This window comes from Carnobacterium sp. 1290_CSPC, assembly GCF_001053265.1.
Lineage (GTDB): Bacteria > Bacillota > Bacilli > Lactobacillales > Aerococcaceae > Aerococcus > Aerococcus urinaeequi.
In genome coordinates this window covers 1-16,460 of sequence record NZ_JVVG01000020.1, presented here as the reverse complement: position 1 = coordinate 16,460, position 16,460 = coordinate 1, and the positions used below count along the sequence as shown (strand labels likewise).

The following is a 16,460-nucleotide window of genomic DNA, read 5'->3' as shown; positions in this document are numbered from 1 at the left end:
TACTAAATAACGTATTCGTGATATTTGAAATTATTTACCAACACTATTTGTAAAAGAACCTTATTCTTTTGCATCCTCAAACACATAATCTGGGAAATACTTTTCTAAAATAACCGGTAAATCATAGTCATCCGGGAAAAATCTACTATATACCTCTTGTCCTTCATCAAATTGACCTTCAAGTCCTAAAACCTCAAAAACATCAATAACTTTAGCAACCGCCCATTGGATTGAAGTGCCTTCAACAACTTCGTATGGTTCTTCCAAATTATCCGCTTTAATAAAACGAATCAATTCTTCTTTTTGGATGTTTTCATCCAAATGATAGAGTAGGATCTGGTTTTCATAGGAATGACGTGGACGCCCATCATCCACATTATACGCTTGTTTGATAATATTGATACTATATACATTCTTCATGTATTTCAACATCCTCTTCTACAAAGCTTGTTACCCGTAAAACATATTTACATGACTGAAGCCGCACCACCATCAATATTGAGTGCCACACCCGAAATATAAGAAGCTGCATCAGATACTAAGAAAGTAATGGCATTGGCAGCTTCCACCGTTTCACCAATACGACCTAAAGGTGTATTTGCTGATTGACTTTTAGAAAATTCTTCCCAAGTTTGATCAGCAGCGTTGTCTTGCCAACGTTTTTCGATTTGCTCACTACGCACTAAACCAATAGAGACAGCATTCACACGAATATTATACTCACCTAATTCTTTACTTAATTCCTTTGTTAAGCCAAGACCAGCAGCACGGCTAGTTGACGTTGGCAATGAATTAGCTGGAGGTGTTTTTCCGGCGATAGCGGTTAAATTCACAATAGCGCCTGAATTTTGTTTCTTAAAATGTGGCAACACTTCACGAGTAAAATTCACTACACCAAAAACTTTAATATTCAAGTCTCGTTGCCATTCAGCATTGTCGACTGCATCGAAACTATGGGCAGACGATCCACCCGCATTATTAATTAAAATATCAATACGACCAAATTGATCAATTGTCTCAACAACTACTTTTTTAGCATCTTCTTCGACAGTTACGTCCCCAACGACATAGTGGACTTTTCGACCTGTGATTTCTTGAATAGCTCTTTGCGCATCGACAAGACGATCCTCACGGCGGGCAACAATTGTCACGTCAGCCCCCTCGCTCGCTAATGACTTAGCTGTCTCAAATCCGATTCCACGGCTGGCCCCTGTAATAATAGCTACCTTTCCTGATAAACCTAATTCCATCAAAAGACCCCTTTCTAAATTGTATTTCTATATATATTATAATCGAAATATTTTTAAACCAAAATAAAAACCCTTACAATCAAAAAGACCTATGACACGATAGGCATAGGTCCACTTTCGTATTGCTTGTTAGCCGATACCAAATTTGGCATTTTCTAAACGGGCTACATCCATTTTTTTCATTTTAAATAATGCATCTAGGACTCGTTTCTTTTGTTCTTCATTGGCTGTTTCCATGATTTGTAAGTAGGCTTGTGGCACTACTTGCCAAGAAATACCGTGACTATCTTTCAACCAACCCATCTGTTCAGCTTTTTCATCTGCTGATAATTTTTCCCAGTAATAATCTACTTCTGATTGTGCACCAGCAATGATCTGGAAAGAAATAGCTTCAGAAAACTCTTCATCACTACCAAAACCATGGTCCATAAAGACTAATTGTTGGTCGCCAACATTTAACTCGGCATAATTCACCTTAGCACGCGCATCTTGAGCTTCACCTTCTTGGTAATAATTGATGTGGCCTGGCGCTGCCATTTGAAAAATAGCTGCATAATCCTTTAAAGCTTGCTCTGCTTGACCACAATACTGACCGGCAAACAATAGAGATACACGGATTTTATGGTTTTTTGGCACGTCTGGTGCCAGCATAATTTGCCATGATAAACCAAATTGATCTTCTACCCAAGCATAGCGGTCGCTAAACGGATAAGCATCCAACGGCATCAAGTCTTTTCCACCTTTTGCTAATTTAGCATATAAAGTATCTACCTCTTCAGCAGTATCTAGCGATATCATCAAGGAGAATGAGGGGTTCATTTTAAAATCACTATCCCCATTAAAAGCTGCAAATGCTTGATTTTCGATCGTAAAATCGTAAGCAACAGCTTCACCTTTAGCCATTGGATAGTGGATTTCACGAGTAATCTCACTTTGACTAAAAACTTCAGTGTAGTATTTAACTGCTTCTTCAGCTTGGTTGTTGAAACATAACTGGATCGCAATTTGTCGCATATTTATCGCTCCTTCAACATTGAACTCTTCCAATACTTATAAGTAAAGAATAAGCTAAAAACCAATGAATGTCGAATAAAAACGGCTGTACTTTTTACCAAGAAGCAACTACTGCACCTTTGAATGTTTCTTCGATAAAGGTCTTTACTTCGTCTGTCTTATAATATTCTTCTAGTTGTGCGATAACGGGATCTTCGGCGTCCTCAGTACGTGATACAACCCAGTTTACCCATGTAGTATCTTCAGGATCTTCCATAGCAATGGCTAGTTCTTCAGCTGATAAGCCTGCGTCTAGGATGTAGTTTGAGTTGATGCCCGCTGCTGCAACATCCGGTAATTGGGCGATAAATTGAGCTGGATCACCGGTAATAAAGTTTAAATTCAATGGATTTTCTTCAATATCATCCACTGTAGCGGCAATACCTAACCCTTCAGGCAAACTAATCACACCAGCTCGTTCTAATACTAGAAGTGCGCGCCCTTCTTGAGAAGGGGTATTTGGTACTGCAATCGTATCGCCTTCTTGTAATTCATCTACTGTATCGTACTGTTCAGAGTATACCCCCATTGGAATCGTGATATTTTCAAAGGCCTGTGTAAATTCATAGCCTGTATCTGCGATCACGGTTTCTAAATAAGGCCCAGTTTGAATAGAGTTAAGATCTAATTCACCGTCCGCTAAGGCAGTATTTGGTGCAATATAATCATTGAATACCACTAATTCAATATCCAAACCATCCGCTGCTGCCTTTTCTTTTACTAATTCAAAAATTTCTTCGTGGGGACCTGCTGTGACACCAATCGTTAGGACGCCATCTTCTAGCAAGCCCGATGTTGCCGTCTCATCTTCATTAGTAGCTGTTGATTCACTTGCTTGATTTTCGCAACCAGCTAATACAAGTGTCGCCGTCCCTAATACCGTTAACAACCCTTTAGTCCATTTCTTCATCTGTCATTCTCCTCTATTTGATTAAATAGTATTAAAATTGTTTATACACGCGGGCAATCCGTCTAGCCGCTTCTTGCAAAATGGCTGTATCAGCGATTAAGCCAATCCGTATATAGCCTTGGCCAGCCGTCCCAAAACCATTGCCCGGGGCTACCCCCACATGGCCATCTTCAGCGATTGCGCGGGCAAAAGTTTCTGCATCCACCCCTTTTGGTGTCTGCATCCATTGGTAAATGGTCCCTTTGGATGGCGTCACTTGAATGCCTGCTTGGTCAAATTCCCGAATGATCGCGTCCCGTCTAGCTTGGTAAGTGGCTTTCATTTTGCTAGTAAAGTCTTGATCTTCGTCCGCTAATAAAGCTGCGACGGCTTCCTGGATAGCCCCGTACATACCAACTGTCGTATGGTCCTGCAAGCTGTTCAGATAGCCGACTACTTGCGGGTTACCCACTGCGAAACCGACGCGCCAACCTGGAATGTTGTAAAACTTGGATAGAGAAAATAGCTCAAGACCAACTGCCTTAGCACCCGGGGTTTCAAGATATGATAGGGGGGGTGCCTGATCAAAAACATACGGAGCGTAGGCAAAGTCATGAACCACGAAAATCTTGTTGTCCTTGGCTACAGCCACCGTGTCCTCGAAAAATCCCGGCGTGGCTAAAGCGCCCGTTGGATTGTTGGGGTAATTCAGGTACATGACCTTAGCACGGTCGCGGTCCCCTTGGGCAACCTGGTCAAAATCAACCAGGTAATTATTTTCCGCCAGTAGGTCCATAAAAATCGTATCCGCTTGGGTTAAACCAATGGCCGATAGATAGTCTGGATAGGTAGGATTGGGCAGTAAAATTCCGTCCCCCTTGTTGACTAAGACCTGACTCACCTTCATAATGGCCTCTTTAGACCCGTGGAATAGAGCCACCTCTGTTTCTGGATCAATGTCTACCCCAAATTGATGGTGGTAAAACTTGGCCACCGCTTGCTTCAGCAAGTCTTCCCCGCGATACGGGCCATAACGGTCATATTTCGGGTTATCGATAGCCGACCGTAATGCCTCTTTCAGGGCTTGCGGTGCCGGTAAATCTGGCGTCCCAACCGCTAAATCGATCACGTCATCATAGCGACTCTTAAGGTTCGATATCGCTGCTGTTAAACTTGAGAAATATTGACTTGGCAAGGATTGAAAAATATTTGAAGGTTGAAAATCAACCATATGCCACCGTCCTTTCTGATAAAAACTATGCGGTCTCTGTCCAATGAGTTATAGCCACTTTACCTTTTAATCTCCTCCATATCAATTATTTGAAGATATCGATTTCCGTCGTACATTGAACGGTTATAACTATCACAAATCATTGAAAAAGGGGATTGCAACCGGACATTGCAATCCCCATCTTAATACGGTTATTTCAAAATAACCTGCTTGGATCATTATTTAATTTTACTAGCAATTTCAGCTACTAAGTCAGCGTCTTCCAGACCAGTGACCTTTTGAATAACTTGGTCAAGTGGTTGGTTTGCTAACATTTTTTGTAGTTCTTGGCTTTGTTCGTCGTCTGCGTCACTGTATTCAAAAATGTATGCGACTGTTTCAAGTAAAGCGTCGTAAGTTAGGCCACGTTCTTTTGCCTCACGAATTGGACGGATAAAGCGTTCGTCGTAACCTAATTTACGGATTGGTGTACGGGCAACACGTGTAATAGCATCTGAAATGTGGCTGTTTTGGAAACGGCCTACGATTTTGTTGGCATAAGCTGCGTGTGCTTCTTGGTCAAAGCCCCATTTCTCAACTAATAAGGCACCAGTTTCTGCTAGCACTGCTTGTAATTGTTGTAAGACATTGTCGTCTTTTAAGGCCTGGTCAATTGTTTCGTAACCATAGTGTTTACCTGTATAAGCTGTCGTTGCATGCCCGGTGTTTACAGAGAATAGTTTACGTTCGATATAAGGTAGTAAATCTTCAACGTATAATACGCCCTCTAGCTTGATTTGCGTCCCTTTAACCTTAGTTTGGTCGATAACCCATTCAGAGAATGGCTCAACGGATACAAACAGAGGATCTTCGTGACTTTGCATTGGGACAATACGGTCAACTGCCGCATTGGGGAAACCAATATATTGGTCAACGTAGATACGATCAGCCTCATCGAAATAAGCTGACACTTTCTCATTTAAGAAATCAGTCCCACCGATCATATTTTCGCATGCGATAATGTCCATTTGACGAGTGTCGCCATTTTCCCGGCGTAACTTAACCCCATTGGCAATTAATTCAGCAATATAAGGTAAGATATTAGGTCCTATAGCAGTTGTCACAATATCTGCTTCAGCTACTGCTTCAGCTACCGCTTCAGGTTCTTTACCGTTGTTTAAACCACTGAAACCAGAAACAGTTAAACGTTGGTGCGCATCATCAGCGTATTCAATTTCGTAACTATCACGGTCGTTTAAGGCATCGATTAACGTTTCGTTGATATCGACAAAGGTGATGTCGAACCCATTCTTATGTAAGATTTCACCTATAAATCCACGACCAATATTGCCAGCACCAAAATGTACAGCTTTCATTTATGCTTCAACCTCCTTCAACATATCAATAACTTCTTCAGCCGTTTTTGCATCTCCTAGACGGACAACATTCGCCACATCTGAACAGTAGACTGCAATTTTAGACAATAAATCTAAGTGATCATCACCAACGCCAGCAATTCCAAAAATAGCCACAGCTAATTTCTCTTCTTTACTATTATCAGAGAAGTTAACGCCCTTTGGCACTTGCACAAAAGAAATTGCCGTATGGTTGACGTGGTTTTTACTATCGTCTGTACCATGTGGGATAGCGACAAAATTGCCCATGTATGTAGACACAATGCCTTCACGCTCGATCATACCCTCTACATAATCAGCATCTACCGCACCGTCTTGTACCAATAATTGGCCAGCAGCGCGAATGGCTTCCTCTTTTGTTGTAAATGTATTATTCAACTGAATTAACTCTTTTTTCAATTCCATTCAATCACATCCTTCTTTTGCTTGAGCTGAACTGTAAAGTCCAGACTTAGTTTCCTTGCGCTCACCCAGTATTGAGTTCGCACCCTTTTTAATCTCACTTGTAACTTAAAGTTACGGGCTCTCGCACTCGCACCCTTTTTGTCTCATCCTTTATTCAAATGTGGTGGTTTCTTCTACAAACAATGCACTCAATAGTTGTAATACGATGGCCTTTGTCCCACTTCTATAGATTTCCGTGTTCAAATCATTATCAATAATGGAAGAGGATATCTTACCCAGCAATAGTTCATTTTCCCAAGATAATGGTTCTGGGGCTAGTAATAACAAGATTCGTTTCAATTCAATTGTCGTCCGGTCCATGCCCAATATTTCAAACGGTCGGTCTAATTCATATATGGAGAAGAAGGCTTCCTTGACTTGTGGGTTGGTCGAGTGGAATAAAGCAATGTTTGAATGCGGTATCCCAATGGGCGCTTCCAGATAGCGCTGAATCACTCGTTTCGTCACTCGGTCAGGTTCCTCCACCACTTGGTCAGATAATCCCTGGATGATTTCTAACAAACTAGCTTCAACTGTTTCCTTAGATTGAATTTGGTGAATATCAAATTTCTCGAGAATCTTATTGGCCGTGTTGACCAATTGATAAAGTCGTTCAAACTGCATGTCCGCTGACCCATTTGCCTGTTGACTCGCCTGGGTACGCTCTTTTGACTGCGATAAGTGTTTAATTTCTTGCCGAATCGCCATAATCTCATCATCCAAAAGTAAGGGCGAAATCACCTGATATGGATAATTAAAGCCTGCCAGGAAACTAGTCGATAAAATCAAATCATACTGGTCATAATCGACCTTGGACATCTGCGAAACCTTCACAATATCCAACTGCTTCACTTCTGGAATCTTATTGGAAAAACGGCTCTCCAAGATTTTGCTGGTACCAAACCCGCCAGCACTTAGGATGACAATCTTCAAGTTGCGGGAGATCGGCTGGCGCTCAATAGACGAGGCGTAATGGATAATAATATAAGCCATCTCTTCCTTAGTAAAGGTAATATCCGGAAAGACCTCTTTCAATGATAGGTCCACTGCTTCATGTAAATTAGGGTAGCCTGCAATCATTTTATCTAAGATAATATCATCACTAGTAATCGCTTGGTCTAAACGTTTTAAGGCCGCATTTAAATGGGTCAATAAGTCTTCAAACAAGCGGTTGTCCTGTCTAAAATCGTAACCTGTTTTGGTCGAAATTTTTCTAGTTAACTCCGCCACCCGATAGGACAATTCCGTATCAAAGTTGTTGGAGAAGATATTTTGTGGTCGGTTGAAATTCATCCCTTCCAACTGACGCGCAAACATATGGCGTTCATTGAAATCAATGGCCAGCTTCATTTCCTTGGCAATAATCTCATACATTTGATGAGACAAGCGGATGAAATGACTCGATTGGTCTTTAGCTAGGATTTCACTATGAATACTGTGCCCTTGTTGGATACGGAAAATATTCACCACAAAACTCAGGATAATCGTCTTCAATTGGTTATCTGGTAAGTTGGACAACTTTTGGTGAATCAAGTTCGACTTAAATATCTGGTAAGCAATTTCATATATGTCACTCGGGATTATCTGGATGAAAAAGGCATCCTCTGAATGGGGCAGTTGCCCTTGTTCAGTCATTTGGTTGAAATACAGAAAGAAATCAATTTCCTTGATATTGTAATCCAACAAATTGACAATTAATTGCCGGATAACCGTCTCTTCACCCTTCACCTTCAAATTAGCATGACTAGAGCTTTCAATTTGAATATCATATTCACTCAAACTGGCTTTTACACTAGCCATATCCGTGTTGAGCGTCCGTACACTGACGGAAAAATCATAGGCCATGGCTTCAACTGTGCTAATCCCTTGACCCGACAAGACCATTAAGGCAATGGCATTTTGTCGTTGGGCCTTAGATAAGTCACCATAAGGATGGGCATTGAGCTGGTCCCTCAACGCCGCCTTATCCTCATCGCTACCAATTAAGTAATACCCTTCATTTCTTGGCTTGTCTAACCGCAAGTTCAACTGTCTAAGCGACTCTTCAATATGGCTAATTTCACGATACACTGTGCGTTTGCTTATATCGAGTTCATCTTGAATGTCTTTTTGGGTCACACCTTTTGGATAGGCCAGCAACAAATTCAAGATGCTCTTTTCTCGCTCTGTAAAATACACTTCCATCGCTCCCTTAGTCAAAACCTACATGTTTTCGATATGACTAATTTACCTTATTTAACAGCTTGTTGTACTGGTTTTGCTCATATAATTTCGAAACTTCTTCAAATTGTGCTTCCGGTGCCACTTCTTTAGCAGGGTGAACCGTGTCTGCATCAACGATAATCAAGGTTTGCGAGTTATTTTGTAATTGTGCAAAAGGTACTGCTTCAGCTACAAGGTCAGATCCCGCTTTCTTCAATTCATTACGTAAGTTTGAAGCTGCCATAACTGAAGCTGATGGTTTATCTTCATGGAAAGGCACTTGAATTAACCGCACATCTGCATGAACATCATCTGTTGTAGTGGCTGCTGGACTTACCGGTGCTGCTGGGCTCGTCTCTTCTTCAGATGCTACCTGCATTTCACCTAAAATTTCATCATAACGGTCACCATCTAAGAAGTTACCCACAGATACGTGAGATGCTAAAGGTGCTTGTCGCTTAGCTCGATCAGTCAATTCTTCTTGAGTGATAACAAGGACACCTGCTTGATTTTCTAATTTCGAAATAGCCGTATTTGTGATAGACATGTCATAACCTAATTTTTTCGCTTTCTTACGTAACAATGAGGCACCCATGGCACTAGATCCCATACCTGCGTCACATGCGAAAATAATGCTGTTAATATCTTCTGGTGCAGGAATTTCACCTTCAACTGACGCTGAGCCAGCATTTGTTTCCTCAGAAGATTGGCCTTTTGAATCTGCTTTGGCTGCTTTAGCCGCCGCTTGGCTTTCTTCAAAGTTGTCTTGGTCTTGTTCACGGTCCATTATAATAATTGGTGCCGCTACCAAGAATGAAACAAGTGTTGCAACTAATACTCCACCGATAACACCGATGTATGCACCTGGTGCTGTCATACCAAGGATAGCAATGATTGAACCTGGTGATGCTGGACCAGTTAAGGCTGCGTTTAATAGTTGGAAAGTTAATGTACCTGATACCCCACCAGCAATAACGGCTAGGAATAATAAAGGTTTCATCATCACATATGGGAAGTAGATTTCATGAATACCACCTAGAAAGTGGATAATAATCGCACCCGGTGCTGATGATCTTGCTGAGCCTTTTCCAAATACAGTAAAGGCTAATAGAATACCTAGACCAGGACCTGGGTTGGCTTCTAATAGGTAAAGAATTGAACGACCTGTTTCTGCTACTTGTTGTGACCCTAATGGCGTTAGAATACCATGGTTCAATGCGTTATTAAGGAATAGAATCTTGGCTGGCTCGATAAATACATTAGCCAATGGTAGTAATCGTCTTTGAATAATCCAGTCTACACCTGTTGCAAAGATGGTTGTCATTCCTGAAACGAATGGCCCAACTGCATAGAAACCAACTAATACTAATAAGAAACCGATAATCCCGATTGAGAAGTTGTTAACCAACATTTCAAAACCTGACGGGATTTTATCTTGAAATTTCTCATCAAATTTCTTGATGGCCCAACCACCTAAAGGACCTAAAACCATTGCTCCAATAAACATTGGCACTGTTGCTTGACCTGTTACAATTTCTGAGGCCCCTACAACCGCACCCATTGTGGCGATGGCACCTGTTACAGCTCCGCGTTGACCATATACCATGGAACCACCGGTATAACCGATTAAAATTGGTAGTAAGTAGTCACGCATTGGTCCTACTAAGTTTGCTAATGCTTCATTTGGCATCCAGCCATCTGGAATAAACAGTGCTGTAATAATCCCCCAAGCAATAAATGACCCGATATTAGGCATAACCATACTAGATAAATAAGAACCTAATTTTTGAACTGATGCCTTTAAACCTGAATTTTTCGTTTTCTCCGACACGAGCGTTCTCCTCCTTTGTTTAATTCATCTATTATCTTATTCGTAATCGGAAGCGGTTACAATGATTTCAGCATGTAAGTTTGGCACACTTAAGCATGACACTTTTTCCTTGTTCCGGTTTCAATCTTTCTATGATAGACTAACAGTAAAGTTCAGATTTTGATCAAAAAATCACATTTTAGGAGGATTTCTTATGAATATTAAGATTTTTGATACCGCAAAAGAAGCATCTAAAGAGGTTTTCCATGAATTTGAGCAAGCATTAGCCAACGGTGCAACAACTTTTGGTTTAGCAACGGGTTCAACACCAGAGGACTTATATGAATATCTAACATCTTCTGACTTAGACTTCAGCAATGCGACTGCCTTAAACCTAGATGAGTATTTTGGCTTACCTGCTAACCACCCAGAAAGTTATGCGACTTTTATGGACAAGCACCTTTTTAGTAAGAAGCCTTTCAAAGAAACTTTCATCCCTAATGGTTTAGCAACAGATGTTGAGGCGGAAATTGCTCGCTACAATGCACTATTAGATGAGCATCCAATTGACCTACAAATTCTAGGTATTGGACAAAATGCACATATCGGTTTCAACGAACCCGGTTCTTCTCGCCATGCGAAAACGCAATTAGTAGACCTAGCAGACAGTACTATTCAAGCAAATGCTCGTTTCTTCGATTCGGTAGAAGATGTACCAACCAAAGCTTTCTCTATGGGCTTAGCATCTATCATGCAGTCCAAACGTATTCTACTACTTGCCTTTGGTGAATCTAAAGCTCAAGCAGTTAAGGACATGGTTGAAGGTCCTGTGACTGAAGAGGTACCTGCAAGTCTGTTACAAGAACATCCTAATGTGACTGTTTACCTAGATAGTGCTGCTGCAAGCCTCTTAAATAAATAGTCACCGAGTCACTTTTAAATAAACAAATAGCCTATGACACCGATTCCAAGTCTGTCATAGGCTATTTTTTATAAATTTCTTATTACTACAGTTCTTCCTTTAGTCAGTGTATGCAACTTTCAATCATTTTGCCATTCAATAATTCATTGACTTATTCATACTTATACTATGTATGCTCTGTGCTTCTTATTTATTATATCTTCCTTTTACAAAATTTTCGTAAGCACACCAGAGATTAATAGAGGGTATCGCACAACGCTTTCTAAGATAATGGTAAATATTTGTAAATCTAATAAAGCGCTGTTATAGTTATTGATATAACTAATATTGAATAGATTGAATAGGAGGAATTTTATATGTCTAACTTAAAAAATCCAAAGGAACTATATCATAAAGATGGATTCCCCAAGCAAGACCAAGAGGGACCGGCTCTGCAAAATAAAATGAACCCCGTACCTGACTGTGGTGAAGACACTTATAAAGGTTCAGGAAAACTAACCGGTCGTAATGCGCTAATTACAGGAGGAGATTCTGGTATTGGTCGAGCGGTAGCTATCGCTTTCGCAAGAGAAGGTGCCAATGTGGCTATCCATTTCTTACCAGGCGAAGAATCAGACGCTGAGGAAGTAAAAGAGTTGATTGAAAAAGAAGGTCGTAAAGCACTCTTATTACCTTACGATTTTAAGGAAGAGGGAAATGGCGCTAAAATTGTGTCAGAAACAGTTAAGGCCTTTGGTGCACTAGATATTTTAGTTTTAAATGCAGCGCAGCAAATTGCTCATGAAAAGCTTGAAGATCTACCAATGCAACAAGTGAGAGACACCTTCCAAGTAAATATTATAAGTATGTATGAATCAGTGAAAGAAGCTGAAAAATACTTAGCGCCTGGAAGTACAATTGTTACAACTTCTTCCGTGAATTCATTTAATCCTTCAGTTTCTTTCTTCGATTACGCCGTAACTAATGGGGCAATATCAACTTTCACCGCCCTCTTATCTGGATACTTTGCACCAAAAGGCATTCGGGTCAATGGTGTAGCACCTGGTCCAGTATGGACACCTTTACAATTAGATGGTGGACAACTAGAAGGTGGACTCGAAAGTTTTGGGCAAGATACTCAACTAGCACGTTCTGGTCAGCCTGCTGAACTTGCACCGACTTATGTTTTTCTTGCTTCAAATGATTCTTCTTATATCAGTGGAGAAATTATTAAAGTTACAGGTGGTAGCACCATCTCTACTGAATAATCAATGTGCATCATTAAGTGATTATGACAAATAAAAGCTTTAATAAGAGGTCAAGCTTAGCTTTAGGGATAAGCTTGATTCTCTTATTATTTATATAATCGACTAAATCATTGCTAGCCTCAATTAGGTTACTAAACTGAAAGTAACCCACCAATCACATGATAAAATACTGAGCAATATAGTCATTATTCCCTTACTAAAAAACGAGCTTCTTCTGGTCTTTGTTCATTTACATACTAAACGACTGACAAAAAAGCCAAGCAATAGAACAATTGCTTGGCTTTTTCGCATTGGTGGCATTGATTCATAACCAATGTTCCCCCACCCTATTTCTCACATAATCAGACAATCAAACGAGTTAAGCTCGAAAATGTCATTTGTGATAAAGTTTATTATTCTACTGTTACTGATTTCGCTAGGTTACGTGGCTTATCTACATCTAAACCGCGGTCTAATGACGCATAGTATGCAAGTAATTGCGTTGGAATGACTGACACAAGTGCAGATAACAATGGTTCTACTGATGGGATGACAATATCGTCACCTTCACGGTCTAAACCATCCATAGAGATGATTAATGTATTCGCTCCACGAGAACGCACTTCTTCAATATTACCACGAGAGTGAGCAGCGGTATTTTCTTGAGTGATTACACCAACCACTGGCGTACCATCTTCGATAAGTGAGATTGTACCATGTTTCAATTCACCTGAAGCGAAACCTTCAGCTTGAATATATGAAATTTCTTTTATTTTCAAGGCAGCTTCACGACTTACTTCGTAGTCAATTCCACGACCGATGTAGAAAGCACTTGCTTTATCAGTGAATAATTCAGTCGCTAATTCATGAATTTCATCTTTATCATCGATCATTACTTGAATAGCGTTGGCGATGATTGATAATTCATGTTCCATATCAAATTGTGCTTCAAATCCTAAGTCGCGACGTAATGCTTCAGCTAATACAGCCATTACTGCGATTTGACCAGTGTATGCTTTAGTAGATGCTACAGCGATTTCTGGACCTGCATGTAATAATAATGTGTAGTCAGCTTCACGTGATAAAGTAGAACCTTTCACGTTAGTGATTGTTAACGATTTGTAGCCTAATTTGTTGGTTTGAACCAATACTTGACGACTATCTGCAGTTTCACCAGATTGTGTTAAGTAGATGAAGAATGGTTTTTCACTCAATACCGGCATGTTGTAAGCAAATTCAGATGCTACATGAACTTCAACTGGAATGTTAACCATTTTTTCGATGATGTTTTTACCAACTAAACCTGCATGCATTGAAGTACCTGCACCGATGATGTAGATACGGTCGCTTGCATTAATTGCATCGATGATTTCTTGGTCAACTGTTAATTCGTTGTTATCGTCAGAGTATTCTTGGATAATACGACGCATTACAGCTGGTTGCTCATCAATTTCTTTAATCATGTAGTAAGGGTATGTCCCTTTATCTAAGTCGTTGGCATCTAATTGTGCAGTATATGGTGCACGTTCGATTGTTTCGCCAGCTAAGTTTTTAATAGTAACGTTTTCTTCAGTTAAGATAACCATTTCACCGTCATGAATTTCAACGTATTGGTCAGTTAAATCGATTGATGCCATTGCATCAGAAACGATTGTGTTGAAGTCAGTACCTTTACCGATTAATAAAGGTGATTTGTTTTTCGCTGCAAAAACAACACCTGGTTGTTCTGAATCGATTAAAGCAAATGCGTATGAACCTTCAATCACGTTTAAGGCTTTTAAGAATGCAGTTTCTGCATCTAAACCGTCTGTTAATGCGAAGTGCTCAATTAAGTTTACAGCAACTTCTGTATCTGTATCTGAGTGGAAAGTCACGTCAGATAAGAAATCTTCTTTCATTTCCCGGTAGTTTTCAATAACACCGTTATGTACTAATGTGAAACGACCTGTTGATGATTGTTGTGGATGGGCATTGCGAACGCTTGGTTCACCATGTGTTGCCCAACGTGTATGTCCAATACCTGTATGGGCATCTAATGACATGTCCACTTCACTTTGTAGTTTGGCGATACGTCCTTCTTCTCTAAATAAATGACCATTTTGACCATTTCCATCGACAACGTATACACCTGCTGAATCATAACCACGGTACTCTAAACGTTCTAAACCGTTTAATAATACCTCTTGAGCTGATCCATTTCCAATATAACCTACAATACCACACATGTTGCAGTTTCCTCCTAATTTAGCGACATAAAAGTAGACCCTATCCATATAGGTGTCTTATCGCATTTATTGTTTGGCTACTACGTACGTGGCGGTAATTTGATAAGGCAAAATGATGGTCTAGATCATTGATTGCCTTACTTTTTTCCCACCTGTGGATTGTACAACCCCTGAATCATCCGCCGAATATTTCGATCAATTCAGTCCTCGTCACTTGCTAAGCAAGCCTGGCGCTATCCCAAAAATTACGTTTGAGATTTTATTAAAAGTAATAGCTCTTTACATTCTATAAATACAAAAAGTTATTGTCAACCTTTTTAGTTGTTAATGGCTATAATTTAACCTTCTCTTAAGAAGATATGTAGGTTATCCGCTAACTAGATTGCTAGCATACAAAAAAAGAGCCAGGAAAACCTGACTCATTTGATTGTATTTTAAATAACCGTTTCTAAATAGAAGAAACTTTATCTTAGTACCAATTGTTAGCATTCCAGAATGCTAAAGCAGCGTCCCATGAACCGTAACGTTCAGCAACATATTTGTCAGCAGCAACTTCTTGCTCAGCTGGAGACGCACCGTAAGCTACTAATGTTGGGTTTAATTGGTAACGACCGTAATATTGACCGTTAGTAGCAGTGTAAGATCCACCTGACTCACGTTGAGCGATGATTTCTTTAGCTGAATTGCTAGAGTATGAAGTTGTTGAAACAGTAGTTGTTTCTTCTGCTGGTGCTTTATATGTAGTTTCTTCTGCTACATAAGTTTCTTCAGCTGGCGCTTCGTAAGTTGTTTCAGTTACTTTTTCTTCAGCTAGATCGTAAGTAGTTGCTTCTTCTGATGCAGAGTCTTCTACTGTCACTTCGTTAACTTCACCAGTAGTTTCATCTTTAGTGAATGAAAGTTTAGTGCCTGGGAAGATTAAGTTAGCGTTTTGGATGTCGTTAATTGCAACTAATGCATCTACACTTACGTCAGATGCTTGAGCGATAGCTGCTAAAGTATCACCGTATTGGATAGTGTATGAAGTAGTTGTATCGTCTGTAGCTTCTAAATCAGCTGAAACTTCAGCAACTGTACGAGCAGACCAAGTAGCTGCTTCTACGTTATTGTTGTTTGTAGCAGCGAATAAACCTGCTAATGCAAATGACGTACCTAAGATAATTTTGTTCAATTTCATGTGTAAATACTCTCCTTATAAGAATACTGCTTGTTAATTTTATTTTTTTAAGTTGTCTGCTGCCATCAAGTGGATGACCCGCTATTTACCGCATCTTTATCGTGCGACTATATTCTAGATAAAGAACACCTGTCTCATCTACAAGCAATATCTTAACACGGGCCTTTTTTTAAGTCATGTAAATCAGGCATCTGTTAAAGCCTCTTAACCGCCTTGACATTAAATCCGGGGTTTTTGAAAACCTTATGTAAATTTGTAACAACTTTGTAACACTATAGCGCTAAAATTATATACATAAAGTGATAATCACAATTGTTTTCACAAATGATGTCATATTACCGGAAAATTATGCGTTTTTATTATGAATTAAATAAACAAAGTCCCTAATAAAGCCTTAATATAAGTGTTTTAAATTCATGTCAAATCGCAATCGTTCTGTAATATGACATATGATAATTGCAAAATATTCTTTTTAAATGTCTAATAATACAAATACTTAGATAAGCTATCGGGTATTTACTTATTTCAAAGCAATAAAAAAAGACCAGGCTCTCGCCTAGTCCTCTTGATTCATATTACTGGGATAGCTGGATTCGAACCAACGCATGACAGAGTCAAAGTCTGTTGCCTTACCGCT

Annotated in this window: 13 protein-coding genes; 2 read left to right on the top strand and 11 right to left on the bottom strand. The window is 39.8% G+C overall.

What is annotated here, in order from left to right:
* Positions 1–60 precede the first annotated feature (60 nt).
* The 9 genes from AC973_RS01060 to AC973_RS01020 all read right to left on the bottom strand — a co-directional run bounded on the left by AC973_RS01060 (position 61) and on the right by AC973_RS01020 (position 10,294).
* On the bottom strand, positions 61–420 hold the full coding sequence (locus tag AC973_RS01060; protein ID WP_016897290.1) for a hypothetical protein: 360 nt from the start codon (positions 418–420) through the stop codon (positions 61–63).
* Between the two features lie 47 nt (positions 421–467).
* Positions 468–1,250 (bottom strand): SDR family NAD(P)-dependent oxidoreductase, encoded by a 783-nt coding sequence (locus AC973_RS01055; protein WP_048726146.1) that lies wholly within the window; start codon positions 1,248–1,250, stop codon positions 468–470.
* A gap of 129 nt (positions 1,251–1,379) precedes the next feature.
* Positions 1,380–2,264, bottom strand: a complete 885-nt coding sequence (locus AC973_RS01050) for a VOC family protein (RefSeq protein ID WP_048726144.1) — start codon at positions 2,262–2,264, stop codon at positions 1,380–1,382.
* A 94-nt stretch (positions 2,265–2,358) separates the two neighbouring features.
* A complete protein-coding gene (locus AC973_RS01045) occupies positions 2,359–3,213 on the bottom strand; it encodes a MetQ/NlpA family ABC transporter substrate-binding protein (RefSeq protein WP_048726142.1) in 855 nt (284 codons plus the stop codon).
* Between the two features lie 31 nt (positions 3,214–3,244).
* Positions 3,245–4,423, bottom strand: coding sequence for an aminotransferase class I/II-fold pyridoxal phosphate-dependent enzyme (locus tag AC973_RS01040; RefSeq protein ID WP_048726139.1), 1,179 nt, complete (start codon positions 4,421–4,423; stop codon positions 3,245–3,247).
* A gap of 218 nt (positions 4,424–4,641) precedes the next feature.
* Complete coding sequence (locus AC973_RS01035; protein ID WP_048726137.1) at positions 4,642–5,778, bottom strand: mannitol-1-phosphate 5-dehydrogenase; 1,137 nt, start codon at positions 5,776–5,778, stop codon at positions 4,642–4,644.
* Positions 5,779–6,222: a PTS sugar transporter subunit IIA gene (locus AC973_RS01030; protein WP_048726134.1), complete on the bottom strand. Its 444-nt coding sequence runs from the start codon at positions 6,220–6,222 to the stop codon at positions 5,779–5,781. It abuts the gene before it with no gap.
* A gap of 150 nt (positions 6,223–6,372) precedes the next feature.
* Entirely contained in the window at positions 6,373–8,445 is a 2,073-nt protein-coding gene (locus AC973_RS01025; protein ID WP_003142035.1) for a BglG family transcription antiterminator, read from the bottom strand.
* Between the two features lie 37 nt (positions 8,446–8,482).
* The gene (locus tag AC973_RS01020; protein WP_048726130.1) at positions 8,483–10,294 is read right to left on the bottom strand and encodes a PTS mannitol transporter subunit IICBA; all 1,812 of its coding nucleotides are present in this window, start codon (positions 10,292–10,294) and stop codon (positions 8,483–8,485) included.
* A gap of 193 nt (positions 10,295–10,487) precedes the next feature.
* Here AC973_RS01020 and AC973_RS01015 point away from each other — a divergent pair, with 193 nt between their 5' ends.
* Together AC973_RS01015 and AC973_RS01010 are read left to right on the top strand one after the other, a co-directional pair.
* Complete coding sequence (locus AC973_RS01015) at positions 10,488–11,195, top strand: glucosamine-6-phosphate deaminase (protein ID WP_048726127.1); 708 nt, start codon at positions 10,488–10,490, stop codon at positions 11,193–11,195.
* Positions 11,196–11,551: 356 nt separating this feature from the next.
* Positions 11,552–12,442 (top strand): SDR family oxidoreductase, encoded by an 891-nt coding sequence (locus AC973_RS01010; protein ID WP_048726122.1) that lies wholly within the window; start codon positions 11,552–11,554, stop codon positions 12,440–12,442.
* Between the two features lie 392 nt (positions 12,443–12,834).
* Here AC973_RS01010 and glmS read toward each other — a convergent pair whose 3' ends face one another.
* Together glmS and AC973_RS01000 are read right to left on the bottom strand one after the other, a co-directional pair.
* On the bottom strand, positions 12,835–14,646 hold the full coding sequence (gene glmS / locus AC973_RS01005) for a glutamine--fructose-6-phosphate transaminase (isomerizing) (RefSeq protein ID WP_048726119.1): 1,812 nt from the start codon (positions 14,644–14,646) through the stop codon (positions 12,835–12,837).
* A 469-nt stretch (positions 14,647–15,115) separates the two neighbouring features.
* A complete protein-coding gene (locus tag AC973_RS01000) occupies positions 15,116–15,823 on the bottom strand; it encodes a LysM peptidoglycan-binding domain-containing protein (RefSeq protein WP_048726117.1) in 708 nt (235 codons plus the stop codon).
* Positions 15,824–16,460: the final 637 nt, after the last annotated feature.

What these genes read in the sequence shown, in the direction of transcription:
- glmS (WP_048726119.1), bottom strand. Translation starts at nt 14,646, where the DNA reads ATGTGTGGTATTGTAGGTTATATTGGAAATGGATCAGCTCAAGAGGTA.
- AC973_RS01015 (WP_048726127.1), top strand. Translation starts at nt 10,488, where the DNA reads ATGAATATTAAGATTTTTGATACCGCAAAAGAAGCATCTAAAGAGGTT.
- AC973_RS01060 (WP_016897290.1), bottom strand. Translation starts at nt 420, where the DNA reads ATGAAGAATGTATATAGTATCAATATTATCAAACAAGCGTATAATGTG.
- AC973_RS01055 (WP_048726146.1), bottom strand. Translation starts at nt 1,250, where the DNA reads ATGGAATTAGGTTTATCAGGAAAGGTAGCTATTATTACAGGGGCCAGC.
- AC973_RS01025 (WP_003142035.1), bottom strand. Translation starts at nt 8,445, where the DNA reads ATGGAAGTGTATTTTACAGAGCGAGAAAAGAGCATCTTGAATTTGTTG.
- AC973_RS01040 (WP_048726139.1), bottom strand. Translation starts at nt 4,423, where the DNA reads ATGGTTGATTTTCAACCTTCAAATATTTTTCAATCCTTGCCAAGTCAA.
- AC973_RS01050 (WP_048726144.1), bottom strand. Translation starts at nt 2,264, where the DNA reads ATGCGACAAATTGCGATCCAGTTATGTTTCAACAACCAAGCTGAAGAA.
- AC973_RS01045 (WP_048726142.1), bottom strand. Translation starts at nt 3,213, where the DNA reads ATGAAGAAATGGACTAAAGGGTTGTTAACGGTATTAGGGACGGCGACA.
- AC973_RS01035 (WP_048726137.1), bottom strand. Translation starts at nt 5,778, where the DNA reads ATGAAAGCTGTACATTTTGGTGCTGGCAATATTGGTCGTGGATTTATA.
- AC973_RS01030 (WP_048726134.1), bottom strand. Translation starts at nt 6,222, where the DNA reads ATGGAATTGAAAAAAGAGTTAATTCAGTTGAATAATACATTTACAACA.
- AC973_RS01010 (WP_048726122.1), top strand. Translation starts at nt 11,552, where the DNA reads ATGTCTAACTTAAAAAATCCAAAGGAACTATATCATAAAGATGGATTC.
- AC973_RS01000 (WP_048726117.1), bottom strand. Translation starts at nt 15,823, where the DNA reads ATGAAATTGAACAAAATTATCTTAGGTACGTCATTTGCATTAGCAGGT.